General features: G+C 70.5%; 22 protein-coding genes. 7 read left to right on the forward strand and 15 right to left on the reverse strand.

Features of this window, described 5'->3' with window-relative positions; genetic code table 11:
- Nucleotides 1-139: 139 nt before the first annotated feature.
- Both TBR22_RS04420 and TBR22_RS04425 read right to left on the reverse strand, forming a co-directional pair.
- Nucleotides 140-805 carry a hypothetical protein gene (locus TBR22_RS04420; RefSeq protein ID WP_239491745.1) on the reverse strand — a complete coding sequence of 222 codons (666 nt, stop codon included), beginning with the start codon at nucleotides 803-805 and terminating at the stop codon, nucleotides 140-142.
- 10 nt (nucleotides 806-815) lie between these two features.
- Nucleotides 816-2036, reverse strand: coding sequence for a hypothetical protein (locus TBR22_RS04425; protein WP_239491746.1), 1221 nt, complete (start codon nucleotides 2034-2036; stop codon nucleotides 816-818).
- A gap of 122 nt (nucleotides 2037-2158) precedes the next feature.
- Here TBR22_RS04425 and TBR22_RS04430 point away from each other — a divergent pair, with 122 nt between their 5' ends.
- Genes TBR22_RS04430 through TBR22_RS04440 form a run of 3 tightly spaced genes read left to right on the forward strand, consistent with a single transcriptional unit; the run spans nucleotide 2159 to nucleotide 4463 of the window.
- Nucleotides 2159-2941 (forward strand): DUF899 domain-containing protein, encoded by a 783-nt coding sequence (locus TBR22_RS04430; RefSeq protein WP_239491747.1) that lies wholly within the window; start codon nucleotides 2159-2161, stop codon nucleotides 2939-2941.
- A complete protein-coding gene (locus tag TBR22_RS04435) occupies nucleotides 2938-3738 on the forward strand; it encodes a DUF2182 domain-containing protein (RefSeq protein ID WP_239491748.1) in 801 nt (266 codons plus the stop codon). The genes TBR22_RS04430 and TBR22_RS04435 overlap by 4 nt, the downstream gene beginning before the upstream one ends.
- Nucleotides 3735-4463 (forward strand): hypothetical protein, encoded by a 729-nt coding sequence (locus TBR22_RS04440; protein WP_239491749.1) that lies wholly within the window; start codon nucleotides 3735-3737, stop codon nucleotides 4461-4463. The genes TBR22_RS04435 and TBR22_RS04440 overlap by 4 nt, the downstream gene beginning before the upstream one ends.
- A gap of 50 nt (nucleotides 4464-4513) precedes the next feature.
- Here the strand turns inward: TBR22_RS04440 and TBR22_RS04445 are convergent, their stop codons facing one another.
- From TBR22_RS04445 to TBR22_RS04480, 8 genes are all read right to left on the reverse strand, one after another.
- Nucleotides 4514-4693 carry an alpha/beta fold hydrolase gene (locus tag TBR22_RS04445; protein WP_239491750.1) on the reverse strand — a complete coding sequence of 60 codons (180 nt, stop codon included), beginning with the start codon at nucleotides 4691-4693 and terminating at the stop codon, nucleotides 4514-4516.
- Nucleotides 4687-5424, reverse strand: a complete 738-nt coding sequence (locus tag TBR22_RS04450) for an alpha/beta fold hydrolase (RefSeq protein ID WP_239491751.1) — start codon at nucleotides 5422-5424, stop codon at nucleotides 4687-4689. The genes TBR22_RS04445 and TBR22_RS04450 overlap by 7 nt, the downstream gene beginning before the upstream one ends.
- A 96-nt stretch (nucleotides 5425-5520) precedes the next feature.
- Nucleotides 5521-6390 carry an alpha/beta fold hydrolase gene (locus TBR22_RS04455; RefSeq protein WP_239491752.1) on the reverse strand — a complete coding sequence of 290 codons (870 nt, stop codon included), beginning with the start codon at nucleotides 6388-6390 and terminating at the stop codon, nucleotides 5521-5523.
- Nucleotides 6391-6467: 77 nt separating this feature from the next.
- Complete coding sequence (locus TBR22_RS04460; protein WP_239491753.1) at nucleotides 6468-7322, reverse strand: alpha/beta hydrolase; 855 nt, start codon at nucleotides 7320-7322, stop codon at nucleotides 6468-6470.
- A gap of 135 nt (nucleotides 7323-7457) precedes the next feature.
- Nucleotides 7458-7811: a hypothetical protein gene (locus TBR22_RS04465; protein ID WP_239491754.1), complete on the reverse strand. Its 354-nt coding sequence runs from the start codon at nucleotides 7809-7811 to the stop codon at nucleotides 7458-7460.
- 190 nt (nucleotides 7812-8001) lie between these two features.
- Nucleotides 8002-8631, reverse strand: coding sequence for a response regulator transcription factor (locus TBR22_RS04470; RefSeq protein WP_239491755.1), 630 nt, complete (start codon nucleotides 8629-8631; stop codon nucleotides 8002-8004).
- On the reverse strand, nucleotides 8628-11672 hold the full coding sequence (locus tag TBR22_RS04475; protein WP_239491756.1) for a sensor histidine kinase: 3045 nt from the start codon (nucleotides 11670-11672) through the stop codon (nucleotides 8628-8630). Before TBR22_RS04475 ends, TBR22_RS04470 begins: the two co-directional genes overlap by 4 nt.
- A gap of 22 nt (nucleotides 11673-11694) precedes the next feature.
- The gene (locus tag TBR22_RS04480; protein ID WP_239491757.1) at nucleotides 11695-12789 is read right to left on the reverse strand and encodes a hypothetical protein; all 1095 of its coding nucleotides are present in this window, start codon (nucleotides 12787-12789) and stop codon (nucleotides 11695-11697) included.
- 214 nt (nucleotides 12790-13003) lie between these two features.
- Between TBR22_RS04480 and TBR22_RS04485 the strand changes: the two genes are divergently transcribed.
- A complete protein-coding gene (locus tag TBR22_RS04485; RefSeq protein ID WP_239491758.1) occupies nucleotides 13004-14134 on the forward strand; it encodes an aminotransferase in 1131 nt (376 codons plus the stop codon).
- Nucleotides 14135-14271: 137 nt separating this feature from the next.
- Here TBR22_RS04485 and TBR22_RS04490 read toward each other — a convergent pair whose 3' ends face one another.
- Nucleotides 14272-15027 (reverse strand): sulfite exporter TauE/SafE family protein, encoded by a 756-nt coding sequence (locus tag TBR22_RS04490; RefSeq protein ID WP_239491759.1) that lies wholly within the window; start codon nucleotides 15025-15027, stop codon nucleotides 14272-14274.
- A gap of 98 nt (nucleotides 15028-15125) precedes the next feature.
- Here TBR22_RS04490 and TBR22_RS04495 point away from each other — a divergent pair, with 98 nt between their 5' ends.
- Nucleotides 15126-17972, forward strand: a complete 2847-nt coding sequence (locus tag TBR22_RS04495; RefSeq protein WP_239491760.1) for a pitrilysin family protein — start codon at nucleotides 15126-15128, stop codon at nucleotides 17970-17972.
- A 12-nt stretch (nucleotides 17973-17984) separates the two neighbouring features.
- On the opposite strand, the gene TBR22_RS04500 is transcribed toward TBR22_RS04495, so the two are convergent.
- A complete protein-coding gene (locus tag TBR22_RS04500; protein ID WP_239491761.1) occupies nucleotides 17985-19388 on the reverse strand; it encodes a hypothetical protein in 1404 nt (467 codons plus the stop codon).
- Nucleotides 19389-19562: 174 nt separating this feature from the next.
- Between TBR22_RS04500 and TBR22_RS04505 the strand changes: the two genes are divergently transcribed.
- Complete coding sequence (locus TBR22_RS04505) at nucleotides 19563-20399, forward strand: GNAT family N-acetyltransferase (RefSeq protein ID WP_239491762.1); 837 nt, start codon at nucleotides 19563-19565, stop codon at nucleotides 20397-20399.
- On the opposite strand, the gene TBR22_RS04510 is transcribed toward TBR22_RS04505, so the two are convergent.
- The 3 genes from TBR22_RS04510 to TBR22_RS04520 form a co-directional block, all read right to left on the reverse strand.
- Entirely contained in the window at nucleotides 20321-22024 is a 1704-nt protein-coding gene (locus tag TBR22_RS04510; protein WP_239491763.1) for a carboxylesterase/lipase family protein, read from the reverse strand. The two genes, TBR22_RS04505 and TBR22_RS04510, sit on opposite strands and share 79 nt — an antisense overlap.
- Before the next feature lie 114 nt (nucleotides 22025-22138).
- The gene (locus TBR22_RS04515) at nucleotides 22139-23452 is read right to left on the reverse strand and encodes a vanadium-dependent haloperoxidase (RefSeq protein WP_239491764.1); all 1314 of its coding nucleotides are present in this window, start codon (nucleotides 23450-23452) and stop codon (nucleotides 22139-22141) included.
- 112 nt (nucleotides 23453-23564) lie between these two features.
- Nucleotides 23565-24629, reverse strand: a complete 1065-nt coding sequence (locus TBR22_RS04520) for a class I SAM-dependent methyltransferase (RefSeq protein ID WP_239491765.1) — start codon at nucleotides 24627-24629, stop codon at nucleotides 23565-23567.
- A 185-nt stretch (nucleotides 24630-24814) separates the two neighbouring features.
- Between TBR22_RS04520 and TBR22_RS04525 the strand changes: the two genes are divergently transcribed.
- Nucleotides 24815-25795 (forward strand): AraC family transcriptional regulator, encoded by a 981-nt coding sequence (locus TBR22_RS04525; protein ID WP_239491766.1) that lies wholly within the window; start codon nucleotides 24815-24817, stop codon nucleotides 25793-25795.
- Nucleotides 25796-25899: the final 104 nt, after the last annotated feature.

The following is a 25899-nucleotide window of genomic DNA, read 5'->3' on the forward strand; positions in this document are numbered from 1 at the left end:
TCGATCAGCGCCGTGAGCGCCGCAGGGTGCTGCTTCCGGCTCGGGTAGTAGAGAAAGAACCCGGGGAACGGCGGGCACCAGTCTTCCAGCACGCGCACCGGTAGGCCGTCCTTCTCGGCAGCCTGCGTTCTGCGGTCGGTCAGGGGTGGCGCGGCTCGTCGCGGTCGACCCGCCGGCCCGGACGGAGCACGGTTCTGAGGCGGCCGCTACCTCCGCCTCCGCAGAAGAAGCGGTCGCCGCCGTCGGACTCCAGTCCGGAGACGCCGACCCCGGCTGGCATCTCGAGTGATTCGACGACCGCGCCGGTCTGTGGATCGAGTCGTCGGAGCTCGCTCTCGTCGCCTTCCCAGGTCGCGTGCCACAACTGGCCGTCCACCCAGGTCACGCCGGTGACGAATCGATTCGACTCGATCGTCCGCAGGACGACGCCGGTCTCGGGATCGACCTGGTAGATCCGCCGGCCACGATGGTGCCCGACCCAGAGCGTGCCCTCGGCCCAGGCCAGGCCGGAGTCCTCTCCGTGGCCGGGCGCCGGGATCGACCCAAGCACGACGCCGGTCGCCGGGTCGATCTTCTGGATTCGCGCGTCGGCGATCTGGAAGAGGTGCGTGCCGTCGTACGCCGTGCCGGCATGCGCGGCCACGTCGATGGCGCGCTGCGAGGCGCCGGTCGCCGGGTCCAGCGTGTGCAGCGCGTCGCCGGTCGCGAGCCACACGCGCTGGCCGTCGTAGCTCACGCCGTTGATCTTCGTGACGCCCTCGAGGGGGCCGTACTCGCCAACGATCTCCGCCTTGGTGCGAGGCATCGCGAGCATCCTAGCCTGTCGGCCACGGACCGGGGAGCAACAACGGCGTCGCGAGTCCGGGAGCGTCAAGGCTCACCCACCTGCGAGCGCGTCCTCTTCCGCTGGGGTGGACGCGTCCTTCCTGCTGCAACGACTCGAGCGCCCGTTGCACCGTGCGCTGGCTGGCGCCCAGCGCCAGCGCCAGCGCCGAGCTCGACCACGACTCACCGTCGGCGAGCAGCGCCAGCACCGATGCATGCGGAGCGTCGCTCGGCGGTGCCAACACGACGATGTCGTCGCCAGAGGGGCGAGTCAGGACGAAGCCCTCCCGCGTCGCCGTCACGCCGACGATCCCGTGGAGGAGCCGACGGAGGCGCCCGACCTCCACCCGCAGCCGCGCGCGATGCGACTCGTCCGCTGACGTCGCGCCGAAGACCCGCGCGACCAGGCGCTCGCGTGAGGCGTCGCCTGGCCAGGCTTCCGCCAGCACACGCACCAGCGCCAGCAGTACCGGTCGTCGCCGGAACGAGACCGCGACCTGCCGGTGCCGGACCACGCATCGACACGCGTCGACGACGACCGCATCCGAGCGGAACAGGGCCTCGACGTCATCAAGCGTGACGATGCGCGAGTCGCTGCCCCTGATGAGGCGTGCGGCAGGCTCCCGCAGCACCGTCGACGCGTGCGCGACCTCGGCACTGAGCGCCGGAATCGCCGCGGTGCGTGCCGCCAGGGCAGCGCGACCGAACGCCGCGCGGGCGCGAGTGACGTCCAGTCGGCGCAAGGCCAGGCCAGCGACCACCAGCTCGTGGGCGGCGCGCGAAGTCGGCGCCAGCTCGGATGAATCGAGTTGCGTGGCGACGCGCTCCGCTTCGTCGAGTTGCCCGATCAGCGCCAGACGACGGACTTCGAGGTGGCGCGCGTGGGCAGCATTCGCGTCGTCGTGATGAGTGTGCAGGGTGTCCCGCGCGGCACTGAGCGTGCGCGGCGACCACGACATGTCGCGCAACACCAGCGCGATCTCGACGTCGGCGACGACACAGCGCGCCTGCGACACCACGTCCACCGGGCCGAAGGCACGGATCGCGCGACGGAGGAGCCCTCGCGCCTTTGCCAGTTCGCCGAGCTGCGCCATCGCGAGGCCGCGCAGGGCCAGGGCCGGCGCATCCTCGCGGAGCGCCACGCGCTTGAGCGCGCCGAGGGGATCCCCCGTGGCGAGCGCGTGCGCTGCCGCACGGATCAGCGAGTCCATCGCAATCCCGTCACACTTGTCACTCTCCGCACTCCTGCCACGAAGGCTACATCTGTCTCCACGCCAGTCGTGAGGGCCGACCGGGAGTGGTCGGGTCACGGGGCGCTCATGGAGGAGACATCATGACGACGGAGACGACAACGGCGAGCATGGCTCGAGTCGGCACGCGGGAGGAGTGGCTGGCCGCGCGACTGGAACTGCTCCGCGCCGAGAAGGCGTTCACGCAGCAGAGCGACGAACTGTCCCGGCAGCGCCAGGCGCTGCCGTGGGTGCGGGTGGAGAAGGTCTATGACTTCGACACGGACGAGGGGGCGGCAACGCTGGCCGACCTCTTCCGCGGGCGTTCGCAGCTGCTGCTCTATCACTTCATGTTCGGTCCCGACTACGAGGCCGGATGCCCGTCGTGCTCGACGATCGCCGACGGCTTCAATGGCATCGCCGTGCACCTGGCCAACCACGACGTGACGCTGGCGGCCGTGTCGCGCGCGCCGCTGCCACGGCTGCGTGCGTACAAGCAGCGGATGGGGTGGACGTTCCCCTGGGCTTCCGCGGCCAGGACCGACTTCAACGCGGACTTCAACGTGTGGTTCACCGAGGCCCAGCAGCGCGACGGACTTGTCGAGTACAACTACCGGCGCGAAGCGGCATGGCGGCTGAAGGGCGCGGTCGGACCGGTCGCCGAGATCGCCGCGATGACCGGCACAGACCCGGCCACCTACACGCGCGAGCGGCCGGGCATGAGCGCTTTCGTGCGTGACGGCGCGGTCGTCTACCACACGTACTCCACGTATGCGCGCGGGCTCGACGCCCTCTGGGGCATGTATCAGTGGCTCGACCGTGCGCCGAAGGGGCGCAACGAGTCGGGTGTGTGGTGGCGCCGGCACGACGAGTACGGCAGGCGATGACCACCGCCGCGGGAAGGCATCACCAGACGTGGGCCATGCACGGTGTCGCGATCGGCCTGTTCGCGGCCAGCGCATGGCTCACGGCCACGATGGCATCGGCTCCGATGCAGGGCCATGAGCTGTCGGTGCACGACGCGGCCGGCGTCGCGACGCCGTGGATGCCCGCGCCCGGGGGCAGACGGCTCGACGCTGCGGTGGCCTTCCTGGCGATGTGGAGTCCGATGATGGTGGCGATGATGCTGCCCGCCGCGTACCCGGAGCTGTGGAAGTACCACCGGGCGCTGCGGATCGGGCATGCACCGAACCCGAACCGACTGGCGGCGGTGGCTGGCCTGGGATACCTGGCCTACTGGACGGCGGTGGGCATCGCGGTGTTCGTGCTCGGCGCCGCGGCGATGGCGTCGGGAACGCATCACCATGCGCCCGACCTCCTGCCGTCGCCGTTGGTGGCGGGCGTGGTGCTCGCGGCCGGGGTGATCCAGCTCACCGACTGGAAGGCTCGCTGCCTGGCCCTCTGCCGGGCGGCGCCGCAGAGGCATGCCCACGCGGTGCCCGGCGTGCATTCGGCGTGGGTGCACGGCCTGCGCCACGGTCTCCACTGCAGCCTGTGCAGTGGCGCACTGATGGCCGCATGGCTGGCCGTCGGCATGATGGACCTTCAGGCCATGGTGCTGGTGACGATCGCGATCACGGCCGAGCGCGTGTTGCCCGGCGGCGGGAGGGTCGCGCGGGTCTCGGGCGCGGCGTTGATAGCGACCGGTCTCGTCCTGTTGGGGCAGGTCGTCAGCCGTACTTGACGTCTCTCTCCGGCCGCCGGCGCGCGCGTCGTGCGCCTGTCGCCGACCGACTACAATCGGCGCCGATGAGTGTGACTCCTCGATCCGGACGACGCGTGGCGGCGGTGATCGTCGGTGGTGTCGGCCTGGTGCTCGGCCTGGCCGGCGCCGCGGTTGCCCACTTCGTTCCGCGTCTCGCCGTCGCCGAGCATGCCAGGCTGGCGGCGCTGCCGTCGCCGGGCGCGCACGCGATCGGTGCCACACCGGTCGGTACCGAGGTCCTCGTCGAGGGGCGCATCCTTGCCAGTCAGCCGCGGCGGTTCCGCGACTTCGTGGCCTACGTGAAGGAGGAAGAGGAGCGGGACACCACACAGCGCCAGCGTGGCATTCGTTGGAAGGTCGTCGAGTCGGTGACGCCATCGCTGGACCTGGTGACTGCCGACGGCGGCACGCTGCGCATCGTCGATGACAGCTACGCGATCATCTCGCCGTCGACGCGTTGGCAGGACAGGTCGAAGATCATCGACACCAGCTACGGGGGGTTGGTCAGCGACGAACCGGTCTTCGTACACGGAAGGGTCGCCGCGGGCGGCATCGACGCGATCGCCGTCGGCTCCGGCACACGAGCGGCCTACCTCGAGACGGTCGCCGGCCAGGCCGGCGTCGCGTGGTGGCTCGGCGTCGGCTTCCAGACGGTCGGTGGCGTGCTCGTGCTGGTCGCCATCGGCCTGAGGCTGTCCCGGTGAACCGCGACTGTTCGGGGCAGACCTCGGGCCGATGTGTCGCGACCGCGACCTCAGCGGGTCGTCTGCAGGAAGGCAGCGATGTAGCGCGCTGACAGGTGCGGATACTGGTGCTGAGGGCCATGGCCGGACTGCGGCAGGACGACGATCTGTGCGTGGGGAATGCGGCCGATCAAGGGGTACCAGTTGGTCGCCGGCACGCTGGGGTCGTTGTCGCCGCAGAGGATCAGCATCGGCACCTCACTCTTCTCCAGGCTCGCGCGTCGACCGGCCGCGTCCTGCTTGAACTCCGCGGCCATCGCGAAGAACGGCGTGAACTGCCCCTCGCGGGCGGGGATGCGTTCGGCGACGCCTGGTCGTGCGTAGATGCGATCGCGTGAACTCGCTGCCGCGCGCCTGCTCGAGCCGACCTCGGCTCGAAGAAGAGGATCTCCTCGTCGGCCAGGTCGTTGACAGGTCTCAGCGCGCGCTCCAACCAGGCCGCCTGGACCTCCGCCTGGCCCGGCCCCGGAGGCGCGGTGCCGACGAGCACGGCGTGTGACACCGCCTCGGGGTGCTGGAGCAGGAGCGCCTGTGCGACGATGCCGCCCCACGACCAGCCGAGCACGGCGTAGCGAGTCAGGCCCAGGGTTGACGCGAGGGCGTGCACCGAAGCCGCCACCTGTGCGATGTCGGTGGGCAGCACGCCGCTCGAGTAGCCGACCCCGGGGTAGTCCAGCGTGACCACGCGGTGATCGCGGGCCAACTGCTCCAGGAAGAGCGGATCCCACGTGTCGAGGGTGCCTCGGAACCGCGTCAGCAAGACGATCGGCGATCCGGTGCCCATCATCCGGTACGCCATGCGTGTCCCATCGATCTCCGCGTACCTGGTCTGCGTCGCGTCGAGGCCGCCCTCGACCGCTGCCGACGCCCGGATTGCGGTGGCCAGCAGCAGGCCACAGGCCATCGATGCAAGTCGTCTCATGGTGTGCCTCGCTCCGTGATCGGTGTGAACCGCCGAGACCTGGTGTTCCGCCCGCCGTCGCCAACGCCAGGGTCGGCGCCCGGCCGTGCGTGACGACTAGCGTGCGGCCGTCGCGAGTGCGGCAGTCGCTGCCGGGACACCGCGCAGGAACGCCACCAGGTCGGCATTCAGCTGGTCCTTGTGCGTTTCGGTGATGCCGTGCGGCGCACCCGGATAGACGATGAGCGTCGCGTGCGGGATGAGCCGCGCCGAGGCGCGGGCGGCGGCGTCGATGGGCACGATCTGGTCGTCCTCGCCGTGCAGGATCAGGGTCGGCTTGTCGAAGCGGCGCAGGTCCTGGCTGAAGTCGGTCGCCGAGAAGGCGGCGATGCAGTCGTAGGCGTTCTTGTGGCCCGACATCATCCCCTGCAGCCAGAAGCTGTCGATGGCGCCCTGAGACGGCGTGGCGCCGGGGCGGTTGTAGCCGAAGAAGGGGCCACTCGCCAGTTCGCGGTAGAGCGTCGACCGGTCGGCGAGGCTGGCGCGACGCAACCCGTCGAACACGTCGATCGGCAGGCCACCGGGATTGGCCTCGGTGCGCATCATCAGCGGCGGCACCGCCGAGATCAGGCCGAGTGCCGCGATGCGTCGCGTGCCATGGCGTCCGACGTACCGGGCCACCTCGCCACCGCCGGTCGAGAACCCGAACAGCGAGACGTCCTTCAGGTCGAGGTGCTCGAGGAGCTGGGCGAGGTCGTCGGCGTAGTGATCCATGTCGTTGCCATGCCACGGCTGCGACGAGCGTCCGTGGCCCCGGCGATCGGCGCACACGACACGGAATCCGTTGTCGGCGAGGTGGAACGCCTGGCTCTCCCAGCTGTCGGCGGAGAGCGGCCAGCCGTGGCTCAGCACGACGACTGGGCCGTTGGCGGGGCCCCAGTCCTTGTAGTGGATGGTGACGTCGTCGCGGGTCGTGAAGGTGGGCATGGTCCGTTCTCCCTGGAGTGTGCGAATTACAGTGTGAGTGTCGGGGGCGAGGTCGCGGATGCGTGGCGGTGTGCTGGTCAGGCGGCGGGCAGGCGTGCCTCGAGCCAGGTGACGATGTCCTGCATCACCCCCTCGCGCCCGAGGTCGTTGAGCAGGTCGTGCGCGTGGTCGTCGTAGAACTTCAACGTCTTGTCGCTCGAGCCGGCGGTGTCGTAGAAGAACTGGCTGCCGGACGGCCGGGTCACCTTGTCGGCCGTCCCGTGCAGGATCAGCAAGGGCAGCGTGATCTGCGGGAACTCCCGCTTCAGTCGATCGTCGGCGCGCGTGAGCTCGGCGACCGTGTTGGTCGGCTGCGACTCGTCCTTGATCAGCGGGTCGTCGAGCATCGCCTGGATCGCGGCAGGGTCGCGGGAGAAGTCCTCGGTCTTGAGGTTCAACACGTGGACGTGCGGGACCAGATGGCTCAGGCCCTTGACCACCGACAGCGCGATGTCCGGGGCGAACACCTGGAACGCGAAGCTCTCGCAGATGAAGCCCGCCAGCTCGTCCTGATGCTCGAGCGTGTAGACCGAGGAGACCACCCCTCCGGCGCTGTGACCGAGCAGGAAGAACGGGAGCGCCGGGTGCCGGCCCTTGGCCAGCCTGACGAGCGTGTGCGCGTCGTCGACGTAGTCGGCCATCTGTGCCAGGTAGAAGCGTTCGCCCTCTGAGCGACCGCGGCCGTGCAGGTCGACGGCGTACACGGCAAAGCCCTTCGCGAGCAACTGCTGCGCGGCCCAGTGGTAGTAGCCGCTGTGCGACTTCACGCCGTGCACGATCCCGACGACGGCACGCGGGGCGGTGTCGGGCACCCACGAGCGGATGAAGAGGTGCAATCCATCCCTGACCTTCACGCGTTCCTCGCGTGGGGCGATGGCAGTGGCGAGACCCATGGCAACTCCTTTGACTTGGCCGACGGCTGCTTCAGCGGACATCCAGACGATAGCCTTCGTATCCGCCCGGCGAATCACGCATTGGGGGCAGCGATGACTACAGCGGTGGCGTCGGCGGCCGCTACCTCGATCGCGTTAGTGCCGCGCCCGCCGACGTGCCGCGTCGCGCACGACGATCTCGCGGCGACCGAACAGGCAGGCGTCGATCGACAGGGCTCCCGGCCCCAGCATTGCCAGGGCGATCGCATTGGCGCCATCCAGCAGCAGGCTGGGCCAGTTCTGGGAACGCACGTGCGGCACATCGGTGAAAGCCATCGCGAGCGCCGACAGGACGACGCCAGCGGCCATGGCCGGCGTGAGCGCACCGATGACGAGGCCGGCGCCGCTGAGCGCGGCAAGGCCGGCGACGAGCCACGATGCGAGTGAGGCTTCGGCGCCGCTCCTCAGGAGGGGAATGGCATCAGCGAGCACCGCGGCGCCGGTCGCCACGCGGAGCACCAGCAGGCCGGTTCCGGGCCAGCCGCCGGGGAAGGTCGAGAAGAATCGTTGCAGGCCGAGGCTCCTTCGAGAGGGCCGTCGGACGCCCTGGGCCCCGCACGGAGCCTACGCAAACGCATGCCTCATGCGAGTCCCCGGATGGTGCGGAGGCGGCATACCGCTTTCGAGGGATGCGCGCCGCTCACAACTGGATGATGCCGCGGCGTACGCCTATGCTCACCGCGCCGGTGCGGTCGCGGGCGCCGAGCTTCTCCATGATGTGCTTCACGTGGACCTTCACCGTCTCCTCCGAGATCGACAGCGCCACTGCGATGTCCTTGTTGCGATTGCCCTCGGCCAGCCACTGCAGGACTTCCAGTTCCCGTTCGGTGAGCGACTCGTCGCCCACGTGCTCGGCGAGCTGGACTGCGACGGCCGGCGGGATGCGCTTGCGCCCGGCGTGGACGTGGCGAATGGCGTCGACGAGTTCGCTCGGCGGCATGCCCTTCAGGAGGTAACCTCGGGCACCTGCGGCAAAGGCGCGCTGGATCTCGACATCACCCTCGAATGTCGTCAGCACCACGATGCGCGCCTGCGGACTCTCGGCCACGATGGCGCTGAGCACGTCGATGCCGCTGCCGTCCGGGAGGCGCAGGTCCAGCAGCGTCACGTCGGGTTGGTGGTCGCGGTGGCACTGCAGGGCCTGGCGACCGGTGGACGCCTGCGCCACGACCTGCATGTCCGGCTGGCTGTCGATCACCGCCGCGATGCCTTCCCTGATCAGGGGATGGTCGTCGACACTGAGAATCCGGATCCGGGTGCTCGCGGTCATGACTGCTCCTCCGTCTCCCCACGTCGCGGGGCGGGTATGCCCGACGGCCGACGACCGGTGACCTTCCAGGGGAACCAGCGTGACGATCGACGCTCGAACGCCAGTGGCCCGGGGACGCGAAGCTCCACCTCGGTACCGGCACCCGGGCGGCTGCGAATCCTGAAGGTCCCGCCGATGCGCCCTGCACGTTCACGCATGCCGACGATGCCGAAGTGCCCGTCGGTCCCGTCGCGCAAGGACCCCGGGTCGATGCCCCGGCCATCGTCCCGAACCAGCAGGGAGAGGTTTCTCGGGCCGTACTCGATCTCGAGCTCGACCTGCGTCGCATCGGCGTGTCGGAAGGCGTTCACCAGGGCCTCTCGACCGATGCGATAGACCTCGTCGCGCACCATCGGCTCGAGTGCGCGCGGCCGGCCCTCCACGACGACGCGGTATGCCGGACCTGCGCTGCCGAACTCCTGCTGAACGCCCGCGAAGGCCAGGGCCAGGTCGGGCGACGTGGTGCCCGGCGCGCGCAGCCCGATCACCGCGTGTCGGCCCTCGTCGATGACGCGCCGCATCAGGTGATGCACCCGTTCGAGTGACTGTCTCGCCGGTACGTCCCGTGGCAGGGCCTCCACGGCGACATGGAGTTGCATCGAGGCGCTCAGGAAGCCTTGCAGCAGCGTGTCGTGCAGTTCCTGCGCGATGCGCGTCCGCTCGGCCAGCCGCTCCTCGAAGCGCGCCGTCAGGCGGCGCGCCACCTGGCGGACACGCAGGCGGTACAGCCCCCACCCGGCCAGTCCGGCGGCCGTCATCGAGGTCAACTGGAACCACACCGTCTGCCAGAACCAGGGCTCGATCTCGAAGGACAACGTCGACTCGGCACCGTTCCAGGCCCCGTCGCTGTTCGAGGCAACGAGTCGAAACCGGTACGAACCCGGCGGCAGGTTCGTGAACACCACCTGGCGTTCTGCGGTCGGCTCGTTCCAGTCGCGGTCGAACCCGTCCAACCGATAGCGGAATCGCACCCGTTCGGGCACCGAGAGGCTGAGGCCCGCATACCCGAGTGCAATGCGGCGGCTCGGCGCGAGCCGAATCGGACCATCGGTCGGCACGGACACGCCATCGGCGGTCAGTTGCGCGATCTGCGTGGCGGACGGCAGGGTGCGGCCATCGGCGCGGGCAGGATCGGTCATCGACAGGCCGCCCGTCAGCGCCATCCAGATGCGTCCCTTGTCGTCCTGCGTAAGCACGCGGTGGCGCTTGATGGCGTCCAGGCCCGGTAGCCCGTCGGCGATGCCGAGGCGACGCACGTCGCCTGGCAGCACCGCGTTGTCGAGCAACGCCTGTCGCCTGACGCGCAGGATCTCGTCGGCGGCATGCATCCACAGCCAGCCGCGTCCATCCTCCGCGAGGCCGAGAATCGGCCCGCGCAAGGCGCGGTCGTTGCCATCGACGACCAGGGCCTTGCCGGCCCTGATCACGGCGAGCCCCTTCGTGGTGCCCACCCAGAGCGTGCCGCGGCGATCCTCGAACAGCGTGATGATGTCGTTCGAGGGCAGGCCGTCGGCGGTGGTGAAGGTGCGCCACCCGCCCGGGGAACGTGCCGCCACGCCGTTCGGCGTCCCGAACCACATCGTGCCGTCACGGGCCTCGAGCAACGAGGCGACGGTGTTGGAGGGCAGTCCACTGCGCGTGTCGTACGTGACGAGCCGCCCCTGCGTCACCAGGGTGGCTCCGGCACTGAGCGTGCCGGCCCAGGTGGCGCCGCTACGCGTCCGGTGGACGGCGAAGACGCTGTCCTGGGCAAGCCCGTCGCGTTGCGTGATACGGTCGATCGCGATCGCCTCGTCGCTGCCGACGCGCAGCCTCATGAGTCCGCCGCGCTGCCAGCCGACCCAGATCTCGGTTCCTTCGCCGTGGATCGAGTACACGACGTCGCCGCGCAACCCGGGTGCCGTCACGGCCGACACCCGCCCATCGCGGAGCCAGTACAGGCCCCCCGTGGCAGGGCCGAACCACACCCGCCCATCGCTGTCGGCGTGAATGGGGCCGCTCGGGTCGGCCGGCAGGCCGTGTGCCGGCGTATACGTCGTGAACATCGGAGCCCGCCATCGCTCGAGGCCGCGGTCGGTGCCGATCCACAGGTTGCCGTCGCGGTCCTCGAAGGTGGCCGCGACATGTCCGCCCGACCAGCCTGCGTCGGTGGCCGACTGTACGGAGCCATCGGCAGCGAGGCGCAGCAGGCCCTGCGTGCCCGCGGCCACCCAGAGGTTCCCATCGCGGTCGCGGGTCAGGCTCAACACCGCGACGCGTCGCAGGGCCATCGGTACGCCGTCCTGGGTGATGGCGGCGCCACTCCATCGAGCCATCCCCCGGTCGGTGCCGATCCACACGCTGCCGTCAGGCGAGGCGAGCAGGCAGTTGATCTTCGAGTCCGGCAGGCCCTCGGTGTAGCGCACCGCGCGCGTGCCGCTGACGCGCAGCAGGCCGGCGTCGCGCGTGCCGAGCCAGAGGCTGCCGTCGCCGGTGTCGGCCAGCGCCACGACGAACGAGGAACTCGGCAGGACGCCGGCCGCGATGACCGAGGCGAAGCGGCCGTCCCGATGTGTCTGCGTGCCGTGTGCGATCGTCGCAAAGAGCGCGGCGCCCTCGCGGGTGAGGCCCATGGCCGTCACGACCGACCGCGGTGCCCCCGGCGCGGCGCCGAGATGGTCCAGTCGTCCGTCGTGGGAGCGCACCAGCCCCACGCCCCGCAGGCGCGCCCACAGGCTGCCGTCTGCCGGCGCGGTGACTCCGAGGACCGCGGCGCCGGCGCCGGTGCCGGCGCGGGGATCGACCAACTGGAAGGTCAGGCCATCGAAGCGCACCAGGCCCTTCTCGGCACCGATCCAGAGGTATCCGTCGGCCGTCTGCGCGATGGCGTGGACGGGGCCGCCGGGGAACCCCGACTCGCTGCTCCAGCGGGTACGCAGGTACTGCCCGAGCGTTCGCTCGGCATCGAGCGCCGCAAGCGGCGGTGCCAGCCACGTCGTCGCCGCGAGCAGGACGCCGGTCACCGAGGCCGCGCCAGCGACGTGCCTACGGCAGGTAGTGAAAGCGTTCAATGACGACCTCGACGTCAGCCTCCGGCGGCTTCGGCGCGTAGCGGAAGTAGTACAGGTTCATCCGGACCCGTTCGGCGCCCGGCGACGGCACGCCCGACACGAATGCCTTGCGATGCACGACGGGGTTGCCAAGCGCCTGGCGACCGCGCGTCGTCTGGAAGGACACGCGCCCCGGCTCCCAGCGGAAGGCGTGGGTCAGGAGCCCGGCCGGTGCCGAGAAGCGGGCGACGTTGGCCGGGACGTAATACGGCTGCACCACGTACTGCGCGTTCGGCAGGTCCGGATCGCCCCACCGGCTGATCTCGATGTCGAGTTCCCGGTGGTTCTGGTCGGCCGCCTCGTCGTCCCACACCAGCATGCCCAGGGTCGCGGCGGCATCGAGCGTCGAGGTGTCGCGAACCGTGAAGGCGTACGTGCCGTAGCCGAGCGATCGCGTGAGGATCACCTCGGCGCTGGTCCACTGTCGGTCGCGCTGCGCCAGGCGCAGGTGCAACGCGCCGTCGGTGTCCACCCAGGCGTTGTCCTGGTGATAGGCGTTCCGCCCCCCGCGGTCGCTGGCGTTCTGCCGGACCTGCCATTCGTAACCGCTGAATGTCAGCACCTTCGGCGGGTCGGCATCGTGGCCGCTGCCCGCCACCGTGGCGACCGCCACCACCTTGCCGCCGGGCGTCGGCAAGGCTTCGATGGTGTCGACCGGCTGGAACGTCGCGTCGACGAGCAGGGCCGCGTACTCGGTGCCGAGATGGGTGGTGTTCTCCCACGAGCCATCCGGGCGGATGTCGGTGAACGGCTCGGCGGTCAGCGGCTGGATCCACCACGGCCCCGCCTTGGCGTAGAGCACGACGCGCTGCGTGGGCCGCGCGCCGATCACCCGACCGGCGATACGGCTGGTCCGATCGGGTCCGCCGGCAGCCACGGGCGGCACGGTCGTGAAACCGATCACCGGAACCGCCGGCGTCGCCGATCGCCCACCGCCGCAGCCGACCGCGACCAGGAACAGGAACGCGAGTGCCTGTCGGGCGGCGCGCACGATCATGGCGGGTGCGCCACCCGTCGCATGCACGGTCATTTCAAGGTCGCCTTACCAAACGGTACGCGGCCATTCTACAGCCAACGTCGGCCACCGTCGGGTCGCGACATCGGCCCGAACGGGTGCGTCACGGCAGGCATCTCGAACTGTCGAGCTGTCGACGCGACGAACTTCGGAGCCAGCCACCTGCTGCCGAGTTGCATGTGCTTGAATAGCCGGGCCCCTCGCCTCGGGGGCCACCACCATCACGACCATGCACATCGCCCCGTTTGCCGTCGAGCAGTGGATGAACGCCCATGAGACCCGCTGCGCGCTCAACCTCGCCGAGACCTGCATCGAATCGCTCACCCTGGGGGAACTGCTCGACCTGGCCGGCGTGCGCGACGCCCTGTTGGCCGACCTGCGGCCGATCAAGCTGACGTACGGCGAGATCGAAGGCAGCGAGCGGCTCCGCACGGCGATCGCGGCGCTCTACGCGCGGCAGTCCTGGCGCGACGTGCTGATCACGCATGGCGCCTCGGGCGCGAATGCGCTCGTGTACCAGGCGCTGGTCGGGGCTGGCGATCGCGTCGTCACCGTCGTGCCGACGTACCAGCAGCACGAGGCGATTCCCGAGAGCCTCGGCGCCGACGTGCAACGCCTGCGCCTGCGCGCCGACGACGGGTACCGGCTGGACCTCGATGCCCTGCGCGCGCTGGTCACGCCAGGCACGCGGCTGATCGCACTCACCAATCCCAACAACCCGACCGGCGCGCTGCTCGATGCCGAGGCACTGACGACGATCGTGGCAATGGCCGACGCGGTCGGCGCGTACGTCCTGTGTGACGAGGTCTACCGCGACGCCACCCACGACGACGAGGCGCCGGTGCCGTCGATCGCCGACCTCTACGCCAGGGGCATCAGCACGGGCAGCATGTCCAAGGCCTACTCGCTCGCGGGCGTGCGACTGGGGTGGATCTGCGGTCCACCCGCGGTATTGCGCGCCGCCGAAGTGCACCGCGACTACAACACCATCAGCGTCGGACGCATCGACGACCTGCTGGCGGCGATCGCGCTCGAGTCGAGAGACGCGATCCTCGCGCGCAACCGGCACATCGTGCGCACCAACCTCGCCGTGCTCGAGGCATGGGTGGCGGCAGAGCCGCTGATCTCCTGGGTGAAGCCGCGCGCCGGCACCATCGCGCTGCTGGCGTACGACCTCGACATGTCGTCGGAGGCCTTCTGCCTCCGCCTGCTCGAGGAGACCGGCGTGCTGTTCACGCCGGGCAGCGCGTTTGGCGTCGAGGGCACGGTTCGCATCGGCTACGCCAACAACCCCACCGTGCTCGCCGACGGCCTGCGCGAGGTGTCGGGCTTCCTGCGTCGGCTCGAGCCGCCCGCGTAGCGGCCGTCGGCGCCGATCGTCGCCGTAGGGGGCGCGCTCGTATCAGATCCCGGAAGATGCGGCAGGCCCGGTCACCAGGCGGATGTGGCAAGGCGCGGAGGTAGGCATCGAGGCAGCGCGTCGCGACGACGATCGCGTCAGGTGGTGAGGAATGCGCGGCGGAAGAACAAGACGGTCATCGTGATCGCGATCACCAGCATCACCGCACGCACGAGTCTGGCCGGGAGCCGCTTGCCCAGGTGCGCGCCGAGGTAGCCGCCCGCCATCGCGCCCAGCCCGAGCGCGACGCTCTGCCTCCACCACACCATGCCGAGCAGCGCGAAGCAGACGACGGCCACCATGTTGGCGGCCGTCACCATCACCATCCGCGCGGGGTTGAGCGCCTTGATGTCGGCCGCGGTGAACAGGCTCCAGGCGGCGAGCATCATCAGGCCGACGCCGCCGCCGAAATAGCCGCCGTACGTGCCGAGGACGAACTGGACGCCGAGCACCGTCGTGCGTCCCACCGCGACGCGCGACCGCACGCGGCTTCCGAGCCTGGGTCCGAGCATCAGCGTGATGGTCGCAGCCAGCAGCAGGAAAGGCAGCACGCGATCGAAGAGCGTGGTCGGCGTCCAGACGAGGAGCAGCGCGCCACACAAGCCGCCGAGGAGCGTCACGACGAGCGACGGCGCGAACGGCAGGCCGTCCACCGTCGTCAACCCGCCCCGGTAGACCCACGCGCTGGTGACACCGCCAGGGAAGAGCGCCGCCGTGCTCGAGGCGTTCGCGGCAACCGACGGGAGCCCGGCCGCGATCAGCGCTGGCAGGGTCACGAAGCTGCCGCCCCCCGCGAGGGCGTTCATGGCTCCACCGATCAGTCCTGCCGAGGCCAGCATCACGAGGGTCTTCATGGGCGCGTCCGCGCGCCATTGTGACAGCGTCCCGATGACTGCCAGCCGCTCCACGGCCGGGCGCGACGCCCGGATGCCGATTGTGGAACCATGGAGCCATGACCACGTGCGCCCGCACTTCGTTGATCGTGATGCTGTCGGCCCTGACCCTCGGCACCGGCATGGCCTTCGCGGGCCAGCGGGCCGTCGTGTCCGGGGCGCACGACGCGCCCCTGACCGACACCGTCCCCGTCGATCCCCGGATCACGGTGGGCACCCTGGCCAACGGGATGCGCTACTACATCCGGGCCAACAAGCAGCCGCAGAACCGTGCCGAGATCCGGCTCGTGGTCAACGCCGGATCGGTCCTCGAGGACGACGACCAGCGCGGGCTGGCGCACTTTGTCGAGCACATGGCGTTCAACGGCACGCGCCACTTCCCCAAGCAGGAGGTGATCGCGTTCCTGCAGTCGACCGGCATGCGCTTCGGCGCCCACATCAACGCCAACACCGGCTTCGACCAGACGGTCTACGAGCTGCGGATTCCGACCGACAGTCCTGCCGTCATCGACAAGGCGCTGCTGATCCTCGAGGACTGGGCGAGCGCCGTCTCGTTCGAGCCGGCCGAGATCGACAAGGAACGCGGCGTCATCCTCGAGGAATGGCGCACGGGCCTGGGCGCCAACGCGCGGATCCTCGACGCGCAGCTGCCGGTGCTGCTGAAGGACTCCCGCTACGCCGAGCGATTGCCCATCGGCAAGCCGGAGACCCTCCGCACGTTCTCCCACGACCGCCTGAAGAAGTTCTACACCGACTGGTACCGACCCGACCTGATGGCGGTGATCGTCGTCGGCGACTTCGATCCGGCGGCCATGGAGACCCTCATCAAGGCGCACTTCGCCTCGATTCCGGCAGCGGTCAACCCACGGCCCCGACCCGTGTACGACGTCCCGGAACAGCCTGGCACGCGCTACACGATCGCCACCGACCCCGAGGCGACGCGGACCACCGTCGGCGTCTCCAGCACCATGCCGGCGCGCGACCAGTCGACGCTTGGCGCCTACCGGCAGCTGACGATCGAGCGGACGTTCGCGGCGCTCCTGTCGGCGCGGCTCTCGGAGATGGCGCAGAAGCCCGGCGCGCCGTTCCTGGACGCACAGACCAATCGAGGCCTCTTCGTGCAGTCGACCGAGGCCACCACGATGAGTGCCCTCGTGCCCGACGGCGGCGCCGAGAAGGGACTGGCCGCGCTCCTCGCCGAGGCCGATCGCGTTGCCAGGTTCGGCTTCACACAGTCGGAGCTCGACCGCTACAGGCTGAGCATCCTGCGCATCTTCGAGCAGCTCGCCTCGTCCAACGACGAACACACCTCCGAGTCGCTCGCCGACGAGTTCATCCGCAACTTCACCCAGGGGGAGCCGATCCCGGGCATCACCTACGAGTACGCGCTCGCCCGCCGGTTCCTGCCGGAGATCACCCTGGCCGACATCAACGGCCTGGCTCGCGGTTGGATCCCCGAGCGGAACCGCGTGGTGTCGGTGACCGCGCCACGCAAGGACGGCGTCACCGTCGCGACCGAGGCGTCCCTGGCGGCCGTGATCAAGGACGCGGGCGCGGCCGCGTTGACGGCCTACGTCGACACCGTCAGCACGAAGCCCCTCCTCGACCCGCTGCCCCGGCCGGGCGCAGTGGCCAGGACGGAATCGAAGCCGTCAGGCATCACCGAGTGGACGCTGTCCAACGGCGTGCGCGTGGTGCTCCGGCCGACCACCTTCAAGCAGGACGAGGTGCTGTTTCGCGCCTTCAGTCCCGGCGGGACCTCGCTGGCGTCCGATGGTGACTTCATCGCCGCCGAGACGGCCGATCGGATCGTCGCGCAGGGCGGGCTCGGCGCCTTCAACGCCATCGACGTGAGCAAGAAGCTCGCCGGCAAGGCGGCGTTCGTGCGCCCGGACATCGACGAGATGTTCGAGGGACTGAACGGCCGCGCGTTGAATCGCGACCTCGAGACGATGTTCCAGTTGATCTACCTGACGTTCACCCAGCCACGGGCAGACGCCGAGGCCTTCCGTACCGCGACCGAACAGCTGAACGCGGCGCTGGCCAACCGCCAGGCGCTTCCGGAAGCGGCCTTCGAGGACGCGCTCACGGCCGCGGTCAGCCAGAACCACGTGCGCGCCCTGCCGTTGACCCGCGAGGCAGTGGCTCGAATGAGCCTCGACAAGTCGATGGCCTTCTATCGGGACCGCTTCGCTGACGCCAGCGACTTCACGTTCGTCTTCGTCGGCAGCTTCGACCTGGCGACCATCAAGCCGCTCGTCGAGCGTTACCTGGGCAGCCTGCCGTCGCTCCGCCGCAAGGAAGCCGGTCGGGACGTCGGCATCCGTCCGCCAGCCGACGTCGTCGAGAAGCTGGTGACCAAAGGCACGACGCCCAAGAGCCAGGTCGGCGTCGTCTTCACCGGGCCGTTCGAGAACAACCCGAAGAACCGCCTGATCGTCCGGACGATGGCCGATACGCTGGCGGGGAACCTGCAGCGCGTGCTGCGCGAGGACCTCGGCGGCACGTACGGCGTCAGCGTCGTGCCGACGTTCACCAAGCAGCCGGTCGGGGAGTACCGCATCTCGATCCTGTTCGCCTGCGACCCGGCGCGTGCGTCCGATCTCGTCAAGGCGCTGTTTGCCGTCGTCGACGACTTCAAGACACGCGGGCCGAGCGACGGCCAGGTGGCCGACGCGCAGGCGGCGCTGCGGCGCGATCTCGAGATCGACAGCCGCCAGAACGGCTCGATCCTGAACCAGCTGGTGTTTGCCTATCAGTACGGCGAACCGGTGCCCGACGTCACCACGTGGCGTGGGCTGTACGACCAACTGGGCGCGTCGCTGCTGCGCGACGCCGCGAGCACGTACCTGAACACGAACCGCTACGTCAAGGTCGTGCTGATGCCGGAAGGGACCACGCCGTGATCCGCCTGGCCATCACGGCATCGCGCCGGTGGGCGTGACCGCGCCACCGAGCACTTCCGGGTAGCGCGCGACCGTCGCGGGCAGATCGGCGGCCGCGCCGGTCAGCGGGCCGGTGAGGAAGGCCGCCAGGATGTCGGCTGCCACCTGCTGGGTAGCCGCTGGGCCACGACTCCCGCCCATGACCTGCGCCAGCAGCCACCGCCCCGGAGGCGCGAAGAAGAACGGCACGTCGGTGAAGCTGTAGTGGTTGCTGCGCCTGATCTCGTAGCGGAAGCCCGGCGCCGTCATCCGGGCGAGCAGCCGGCCGTTGCCGTTGATGAAGAACGCGCTGTGGCGGGTCTCGGTACGGTCGCTCTGGAGCAGCAGGAACGGCCGGGTCAGTTGGCGATCGGGAAGATCGCCATAGGGTGTGCCATCGATGTTGGCCGCGGCCACGACGCGCGTGTCTTCACTCATCGCCGCGATCGCGGCGGCGCCGCCGAAGGAGTGGCCCACCACCGCAACCTTCGAGCCGTCGATCAGGCCGCCTCGCAGCGGCGGCGACAATGCATCCGGCCGCGCGAGCTGGTCGATCACGAAGCGGACGTCGGCGGCCCGCAGGGCCTGCTGGCGAGCCATGTAGCGAGAGCGGTCCCGCTCCCCGGGCAGCAGGGTCTCGCGGGTACCGACGACCCGGCTATCAGGAAGCTGCACCACGGCCGACTCGTAGGGATGGTCCAGCACGAAGACGACGAAGCCGCGGCCTGCCAGCCGGGTCGCGAGTCCGGTGTAGACGGCGCGAGGCGCCCCGTAGCCTGGCGAGAAGATGACCACCGGCCACGGCCGCTCGGCGGGAGACAACGGCGCCAGGTGTTCGGCATGCGTGTCGATCTGGCCGTAGCGGCGCAGCAGGAAGCCGGGCATCACGCTGACCTGCGCCGGCAGCCGATCGATCCCGTCGACGTAGGGCAGTCGCGCGACACGCCCGCGATGCGCGCGCGTCGTCGGATACCAGGCCTGGGCGATCACGCTCCGCCGGTCGGTCGACTCCGGTGTGTGCGGCTCGTCGCGCGCGTCGTCGGTCCAGCGGTAGACCTGCGTCGCGACGGCGTAACGGCCGTCGGGCTGCGGCAGCGTCGGCACCGCGGGCAGGATCCACACGCCGGCAGCGGTGGCGGTGAGGCCGATCAGGCCCAGGCGGCCGAGCCGGCGACGTGTGGGCGTCGCGTGCAGCGCCGGCAGCGCGGAGAGCGCCAGCAGCGGGTACGCCGGGAGGAACTGCCAGGTGAAGCCGCAGCGCAGCCACTGCGCACCCGCCAGCGCGACGCCGACGAGGACGGCGGCGACCCGCAGCCCGGGGCGCCAGGCCGGGGCGAGGAGCCGCCAGGCGGCCAGGACCAGCACCACGGCCAGCAGGACCAGGTCGGGCGTCAGCAATCCATCACCCGGTAATGGCCCACGGGTGTGAGGACGGTCGGCATGCCCCGAAGGTTCAGTCCCGATCGCGCGGCCGTCGTCGCGCGCGTTGCAGGGCGGTCGTATCCTGACGTCGATGATCCATGAGTCGGCCCGGGGCGTGACGAGCACCCAGGCGAGCGCTGCCGGTGGACCATGCCTCGCCTGAACGACGCGGACGAGATTCGCCGCCTGCTGCGACGCGATCCCGGCTGGTCGGTCTACGCACTCGGCGACCTCGGGCCGGCGATGTTTCCCAAGACCACCTGGTTCACGCCGGATCTGACGCTCGTGCTGCGCGACTACGGGACGGCGATCCTGTTCGCGATGGGGGCGGGCAGCGTGCGCGAAGCGCTCGCCACCCTGGACGGCCCGGTGCACCTGCAGGTGCGGCAGGACGCGCTCGACGAGATTCGACGATGGTCTTCCGTCTCGTCGGCTCAGCGGATGTGGCGCATGGTGTGGTCTGGAGATCCGGCGCCCGCGCGCAGCGACGCCCCCGCGCGGTTGGGCGCGCACGACGTCGAGGCGCTGCAGCGCCTCTATGCCGACGGGCAGGCATCAGGGGAGTCGCCGGACTTCTTCTTCCCGTCGATGGTGACCGACGGGGTCTTCCACGGCATCCGCGAGGGCCACGAGATCGTGGCCGTGGCCGGGACGCACCTGGTGTCGTGGGAGGAGGGCGTGGCGAGTATCGGCAACGTCTACACGCGACGCGACCGACGTGGACGGGGCCTCGGACGCCTCGTGGTCGCGGGCGTGCTCGGCGACCTCGTCGGGATCGAGACCATCGGCCTCAACGTCCGCGCCGACAACGTCGCCGCGATTCACCTCTACGAGTCACTCGGCTTCGCGCGACATTGCGAGTTCTTCGAGGGGCTGGCCGAGGGGCCGCGCCGCGAGGGCGTGCCGCGTCAGGTCAGCAACAACTTGCGCGCCTCGCCGTCGGGGTCGTCGACCATCCGGCAGGGGTCGTCGAACACCATCGTCTGACCGCGCTCGGGTGTGAAGGCCTGCCACGGCAGCCCGGGCTGGCTCGGGTTGCCGGTCCGCGCGAAGTTGGCCCATGCGGTCGCCATCCTGCGGGCCAGCGCCTGTGCCTCCGGGCCGTTGCCAGTGCCCTGCGCGCAGCGCGCCGTGTTGTCGAAGCAGAAGGCGAGTTCGGCCGTGTGCCAGGCGCCGGCGTCCTCGAGCATCGGCGACTGCCAGCCGAAGTACCACGCGTACACCGGTGCACCGCCCTGCGCGTGCTTCATCGTCGCCATGCGCACGACGTTGTTGCGGATCGCGAGGCCATTGAGCCCGCCGCCGCTGCACATGTACGACAACGTGCGGATGCTCTTGTTCGGATAGGCCCGCTTGAGGGCCGCCGCAATTGCCGTGGCCTTCCCCTCGCCATAGCTGCGGGCGAGCGTGGCCATCCACTCGGCCTCGGTCGGCCGCGACGACATGCGGTTGCCTTCCTCGGTGACCGAGCCGATCAGCAACGGGATGTCGCGCGAGATGGCTGGCGCTCCCTCGAAGAATGATCGCATCGTGACGACGCGGCCGTCGACGGTGGGGCCGAAGCCGACGCGCGGCGCCGAACCGGCGGGAGGGATCGGGCCCGCGGCTGCGCCGGGCGGCGGGTTCATCGCCGCGACCACCGCGTTGCCCGCCGCGTTCAGGCGCGCCCAGTCCATCTTCTGCAGCGCAGCCATGTCCTTGACGCCGAGCTCGGCGACCAGCCGCCGCGTGAGCTCGCGCGACTGCTCGGCCGACGGCGGGTTGCCGCCGCCACCCGACTGCACGGACGCGCGGTGGATCAGGCCTTGCGCCGACGGCATCCCGAGCAGCGTCGTCACCTTCGAGCCGCCGCCCGACTGCCCGTAGATCATCACGCGGTTCGGATCGCCGCCGAAGCTGGCGATGTTGTCGCGCACCCAGCGCAACGCCGCGACCAGGTCGGTCATGCCGACGTTGGCCGACTCGGCGTAGGCCGGCCCGCCGAACTCGGACAGGTCGAGGAAGCCGAGGATGTTCAGGCGATGGTTGACGGTGACCGACACCACATCGTGGTGCCGCGCCTGCTGCGCGCCGTCCTGCGAGGCCAACTCGTAGGCCGATCCGAACGCGAAGCCGCCGCCGTGGAAGTACACCATCACCGGCCGCGAGCCCGTGAGGCCCGAGGTCCAGACGTTCAGCTTCAGCATGTCCTCGCTCTGCCAGCCGTCGGTCCACTGGTAGAGGAACGACTGCTCCTGCACCCAGTCGTGCAGGCGCTGCGGGCAGTTGGCGCCGTAGATCAGCGTCGGGAGCTCGCCCTCCCACGGCGTCGGCGGCCTGGCGGGCAACCAGCGATTCTCGCCGGCCGTGGTGGCCCCGTAGGGCACGCCCTTGAACGTGAGGACGCCATCCTCGACGTAGCCCCGCACCTTGCCGTACTGCGTGGACGCCACGGCACTGCGCGGTGTGCTGCACACGCCCGTCGCTGCGGCGGCGCGCCGGCGGGCGGTGGCCGTCTGCGCGGCGTCGGCAGACGAGTGCGGCACCGCGGCACCCATGCCTGCGGCGGTCGAGAGCCGCAGCATCTGGCGGCGGTTCAGCGTCGAGCGGTCCCTGCCGGTCGTGTCGGACACGTCAGCCCTCCGAGGTCGGTGATCGATGTGTGCAGGCAGTATACGGACGGATCTCGCCGAGCGCGCGCCGCGGCCGCGCGTGCCGGGTTCCGGCACGCGCACCCGCTGGCCTGGTCACCGCATCGGGGCCAGTGCGTCGGCCACGGCTCGGCCGATGCTGCGCCCCTGCTGTCGCCCATCGCGGATCGCCTGCCGGAAGTGGATGCCGGCATAGAGGCGCGACAGGCCGTTCTCCTGCGCCGCATCCGAGAGGCTCCGGTACTCGCGCACCACACCCGGCAGGGTGAGACTGTCGGCGCGGAACGTGTGCCGATCGCCGAGCAGTTCGATCAGGACCTCGGCGGCGGCCCATCCGAGCACCGTGTGCGTGGAGGGGTAGTCGGGCACCGGCGGCGTCACCTGGAAGGGCTGCCACGCCGGGTCGGCCGCGGTCAGCCGGTTGCCGTCGCTGGCCGCCGCGCGGATGGCCGTTTCCGGCCGCCAGAACCGGAAGCGGTACTTGGCCTCGAAGCCGGCGATGAAGCCGTCGGCCATCGCGAAGTTGACCAGGGCGAGCACCCGCGCCGCCTCCCACTCGTCGAGGCCGCGTTGCTCGACGATCGTCCGCGCAATCCGGTTCCATCCGAGCGGCGAGTCCTCGTACCAGAAGACCGCGATTTCCGACTGTTCCGGCGTGCGGACCCGGCTGTCCTTCTCGCCAATCGCCTTCACCAGCGCGAAGTCCTGCGCATACGCGCCGCTGGTGACCCGCTGCGGGCCGTCGAGAACGTGATCGGCCAGGTCGATCACGAACGGTGTCACCTTCCCCCAGCCCGGCGCCGCGGCGAAGTCGAAGGGCGGCGTGAACTGGTACTCGCCGACGCCGGCGCGCGGGACGTACCTCGGCTCACCCGCCTGCGCCGCGCCATCGTCGGCCCGCCGCGCCAGGTTCGCGGCTGCCGCCGACTGGCCGACGACGATCCCCGCGGCCCTGGCCGGGCCCTCGGGCACGGCGGCCAGCGCGTTGGCGTACGCCGCCTCGACGAGCGCCGACGGCTCCGGCAACAGCGCCGCGAGTGCGTCGTGGGCGGCCGTCGCAACTGCGGCGTCCAGTGAGGCGCCCGGCGCGTCGGCGATGCCGGGTGTGTACGACCGGAACCGGCGGTCCACCGCGTTGATCGCGTCGTGGACCGCGGCCTGCACGATCGCCAGGGTGCGCGACTGCGTCATCGGGTCGGTGCCCTGCGATGGGCTCAGCGCGTCGGTGGCGACGCGATTCCAGGTCAGCACGGCACGCCACGACGACGCCCCGAGGTGCCCTGCCGTGCGTGCGTCCTCGGCGCGCGCGGCGGTGACCGCGCTCGTCAAGACCAGCAGGCCGGCGACGGCCATCGAGCGGAAGAACACGGCGGCATGGGCCACCGGCAAGGAGTCACGGGATTGGGACATGATGACGACACTCCTGTGAGAACGCGGGGTTGACGTGACGGACGGTGCGCCCGTGCCAGCGCCGGCTACCCGCTCGCGCGGGCAACCGACCGTGGCGCGGTGGATGCGGCGGTCAGGGCCGCGCCTCGTACACGAGCGTGAAAGGGGTCTGCGTGGCGCGCCTGAAGCGCGTGAAACCTGCCGACGTGACCACGGCGCGGATGCGTGCCTCGCCGGCCTGCGCGCCCAGGGCGACGCGGCCTGCCTGCGCCAACGCGCAGGGCGTGCAGATCAGCGTCGACCCGGCGTAGTACGCGCGGCCGATCGGGTTGAGGTTCTCCTCGACGCGGTCTCCGGCGTACGGTTCGACGATCATCCAGCTGCCGGCCGGCGCCAGGGCGCGGCGAACGTGGCGCGAGGCGCCGACCGGGTCGCCCATGTCGTGCAGGGCATCGAACACGGTCACCAGGTCGTAGCCCGTGCCCGGGAAGCCGTCGGCCGGCGCGACCTCGAACCGGCAGCGTTCGCTCACGCCTGCGTCTGCCGCCCGGGCCGTCGCAGCGGCCACCGAGTCCACGTGTGTGTCGAAGCCGACGAACGTCGACGCCGGGAACGCCTGTGCCAGCAGGATGGTCGACGCGCCGTGGCCACATCCGACGTCGGCGACGCGCCCGCCGGCACGTAGTCGATCCTCGACGCCGTCGAGGGTCGGCAGCCACTCACGCACCAGGTGCGCGTCGTAGTTGGGCCTGAAGAACCGCTCGATGCCGTGGAACAGCTCGTGATCGTGCTCGTGCCACCCGATGCCGTCGCCGGTCCGGAATGCCGTCGTCAGCGTGTCGAGGCGGCGGCCCGCGGCCAGGGCCAACTGGAAGGCGCCGACCATGAACGCCGGGCTCCCCTCGTGGGCGAACGCCAGCGCCTGTTCCGGGGTGAGCAGGTACCGGCCGCTGTCCGCCTCGTAGGTGACGTAGCCGGACGCGGCCTGCGCGTTGAGCCACTCGCGCACGTAGCGCTCGTGGGTCTGGGTCTGCTGCGCCAGTTCCGCTGACGTCAGCGGACCGAGTGCGGCCAGCGCCCGGTAGAGGCCGAGCCGATCGCCGATCAGGACGAGTGGTGCGGTCGACACCGCGCCGAAGTCGATGACGATGCGTCCGAGGAGTGTGTCGAGGTGCTGTTGATCGATGGTGGTGGTCATGGAAGCCTCCGGAACGGGTTCGAGGTCCATCCTCACCAGTGCGACCGCCGCGGGCTTTGCCGCGCCGCCGCCGTTCTTGCTCGCCCGCCCGGCCGACGACGGTTGCTTGACCGGACGCCCGCCCAGCTTGATTTGGAGACCGGCGCGACCGGACGCTACGATGCCGCGACACCAGGACGCCGCCCGTGGATGCCCTGTCCGAACTGCTCCGTGTCGTCAAGCTCACCGGCGCGATGTTCTTCCACGCGCGGTGCGGCGTGCCCTGGGGCGTCTCCTCGCCGCCGTCGGAGGTGTTCGGCCGCCACGTCGGCTCGCCGAGCAGCCACATCATCGAGTTCCACCTGCTGAGCGAGGGGCGCGGCTACGTCCGGGTGGGCGAGGAGTCGATGCCGCTGTCGGCGGGCGATGTCATCCTCATGCCGCACGGCGACCCCCACTACCTGGGAAGCGGTCCCGGCTACGAGCATGAAGTGGATGAGGAGGACATGCGGGCGCTGCTCACCGGCCAGCTCACCGAGTCGCGCCTCGGCGGGGACGGCGAGGGCGCGCGGCTCATCTGCGGCTACCTCGCGAGCGAGAAGGGCCTGATCCAGCCCCTGCTCGACGGCTTGCCGCGCGTCGTGCGGGTGAACATCCGCGCCGATGCCCAGGGTGCGATGCTGGAGTCGATGATCCGCCACGCCGTGGATCAGGCGTCGGGCGCCGCGCCGGGCAGCCGGGCCATCGTCGCGCACCTGGCGGAGGTGCTGTTCGCGGAGGTACTGAGGCGGTACCTGCTGCACCTGTCGCCCAGTCGCACGGGATGGCTGGCCGGCGCCGCCGACCCGGTGGTCGGTCGTGCCCTCGTTGTCCTGCACCAGCGCCCGGGTGAGCCGTGGACGATCGACAGGCTTGCGCGCGAGGTGGGCCTCTCCAGTTCCGCCCTCACCGAACGCTTCTCGCGGTGCCTGGGCCAGGGCCCGATGGGGTATCTCGCCAACTGGCGGCTCGAACTGGCCGCCGAGTCGTTACGCACGACCAACCGCAGCGTGCTGCAGATCGCGGGTGAGGTCGGCTACGAGTCGGAAGCGGCGTTCAATCGCGCGTTCAAGCGACGCTTCGAGGCACCGCCCGCCCGGTATCGGCGAGAGTGGCGAGCTGGCGACGCGCGGCGCCTCCGGACCTGACGCGTCCCGGCAGTCGTGGGCGACGGGCAACGCCGCGGCCGCGCCCGCCGTCCAACAGGCACACCAGCCACGGGGGAGCGACAGCGCCTCGACATCGCTGCTGG

This window comes from Luteitalea sp. TBR-22 (genome assembly GCF_016865485.1).
Classification (GTDB): Bacteria; Acidobacteriota; Vicinamibacteria; order Vicinamibacterales; family Vicinamibacteraceae; genus Luteitalea.

What these genes read in the sequence shown, in the direction of transcription:
- TBR22_RS04420 (WP_239491745.1), bottom strand. Translation starts at nt 805, where the DNA reads ATGCCTCGCACCAAGGCGGAGATCGTTGGCGAGTACGGCCCCCTCGAG.
- TBR22_RS04520 (WP_239491765.1), bottom strand. Translation starts at nt 24,629, where the DNA reads ATGACCACCACCATCGATCAACAGCACCTCGACACACTCCTCGGACGC.
- TBR22_RS04450 (WP_239491751.1), bottom strand. Translation starts at nt 5,424, where the DNA reads ATGAGACGACTTGCATCGATGGCCTGTGGCCTGCTGCTGGCCACCGCA.
- TBR22_RS04435 (WP_239491748.1), top strand. Translation starts at nt 2,938, where the DNA reads ATGACCACCGCCGCGGGAAGGCATCACCAGACGTGGGCCATGCACGGT.
- TBR22_RS04445 (WP_239491750.1), bottom strand. Translation starts at nt 4,693, where the DNA reads ATGCTGATCCTCTGCGGCGACAACGACCCCAGCGTGCCGGCGACCAAC.
- TBR22_RS04425 (WP_239491746.1), bottom strand. Translation starts at nt 2,036, where the DNA reads ATGGACTCGCTGATCCGTGCGGCAGCGCACGCGCTCGCCACGGGGGAT.
- TBR22_RS04505 (WP_239491762.1), top strand. Translation starts at nt 19,563, where the DNA reads ATGCCTCGCCTGAACGACGCGGACGAGATTCGCCGCCTGCTGCGACGC.
- TBR22_RS04430 (WP_239491747.1), top strand. Translation starts at nt 2,159, where the DNA reads ATGACGACGGAGACGACAACGGCGAGCATGGCTCGAGTCGGCACGCGG.
- TBR22_RS04515 (WP_239491764.1), bottom strand. Translation starts at nt 23,452, where the DNA reads ATGTCCCAATCCCGTGACTCCTTGCCGGTGGCCCATGCCGCCGTGTTC.
- TBR22_RS04490 (WP_239491759.1), bottom strand. Translation starts at nt 15,027, where the DNA reads ATGAAGACCCTCGTGATGCTGGCCTCGGCAGGACTGATCGGTGGAGCC.
- TBR22_RS04470 (WP_239491755.1), bottom strand. Translation starts at nt 8,631, where the DNA reads ATGACCGCGAGCACCCGGATCCGGATTCTCAGTGTCGACGACCATCCC.
- TBR22_RS04480 (WP_239491757.1), bottom strand. Translation starts at nt 12,789, where the DNA reads ATGACCGTGCATGCGACGGGTGGCGCACCCGCCATGATCGTGCGCGCC.
- TBR22_RS04460 (WP_239491753.1), bottom strand. Translation starts at nt 7,322, where the DNA reads ATGGGTCTCGCCACTGCCATCGCCCCACGCGAGGAACGCGTGAAGGTC.
- TBR22_RS04485 (WP_239491758.1), top strand. Translation starts at nt 13,004, where the DNA reads ATGCACATCGCCCCGTTTGCCGTCGAGCAGTGGATGAACGCCCATGAG.
- TBR22_RS04455 (WP_239491752.1), bottom strand. Translation starts at nt 6,390, where the DNA reads ATGCCCACCTTCACGACCCGCGACGACGTCACCATCCACTACAAGGAC.
- TBR22_RS04495 (WP_239491760.1), top strand. Translation starts at nt 15,126, where the DNA reads ATGACCACGTGCGCCCGCACTTCGTTGATCGTGATGCTGTCGGCCCTG.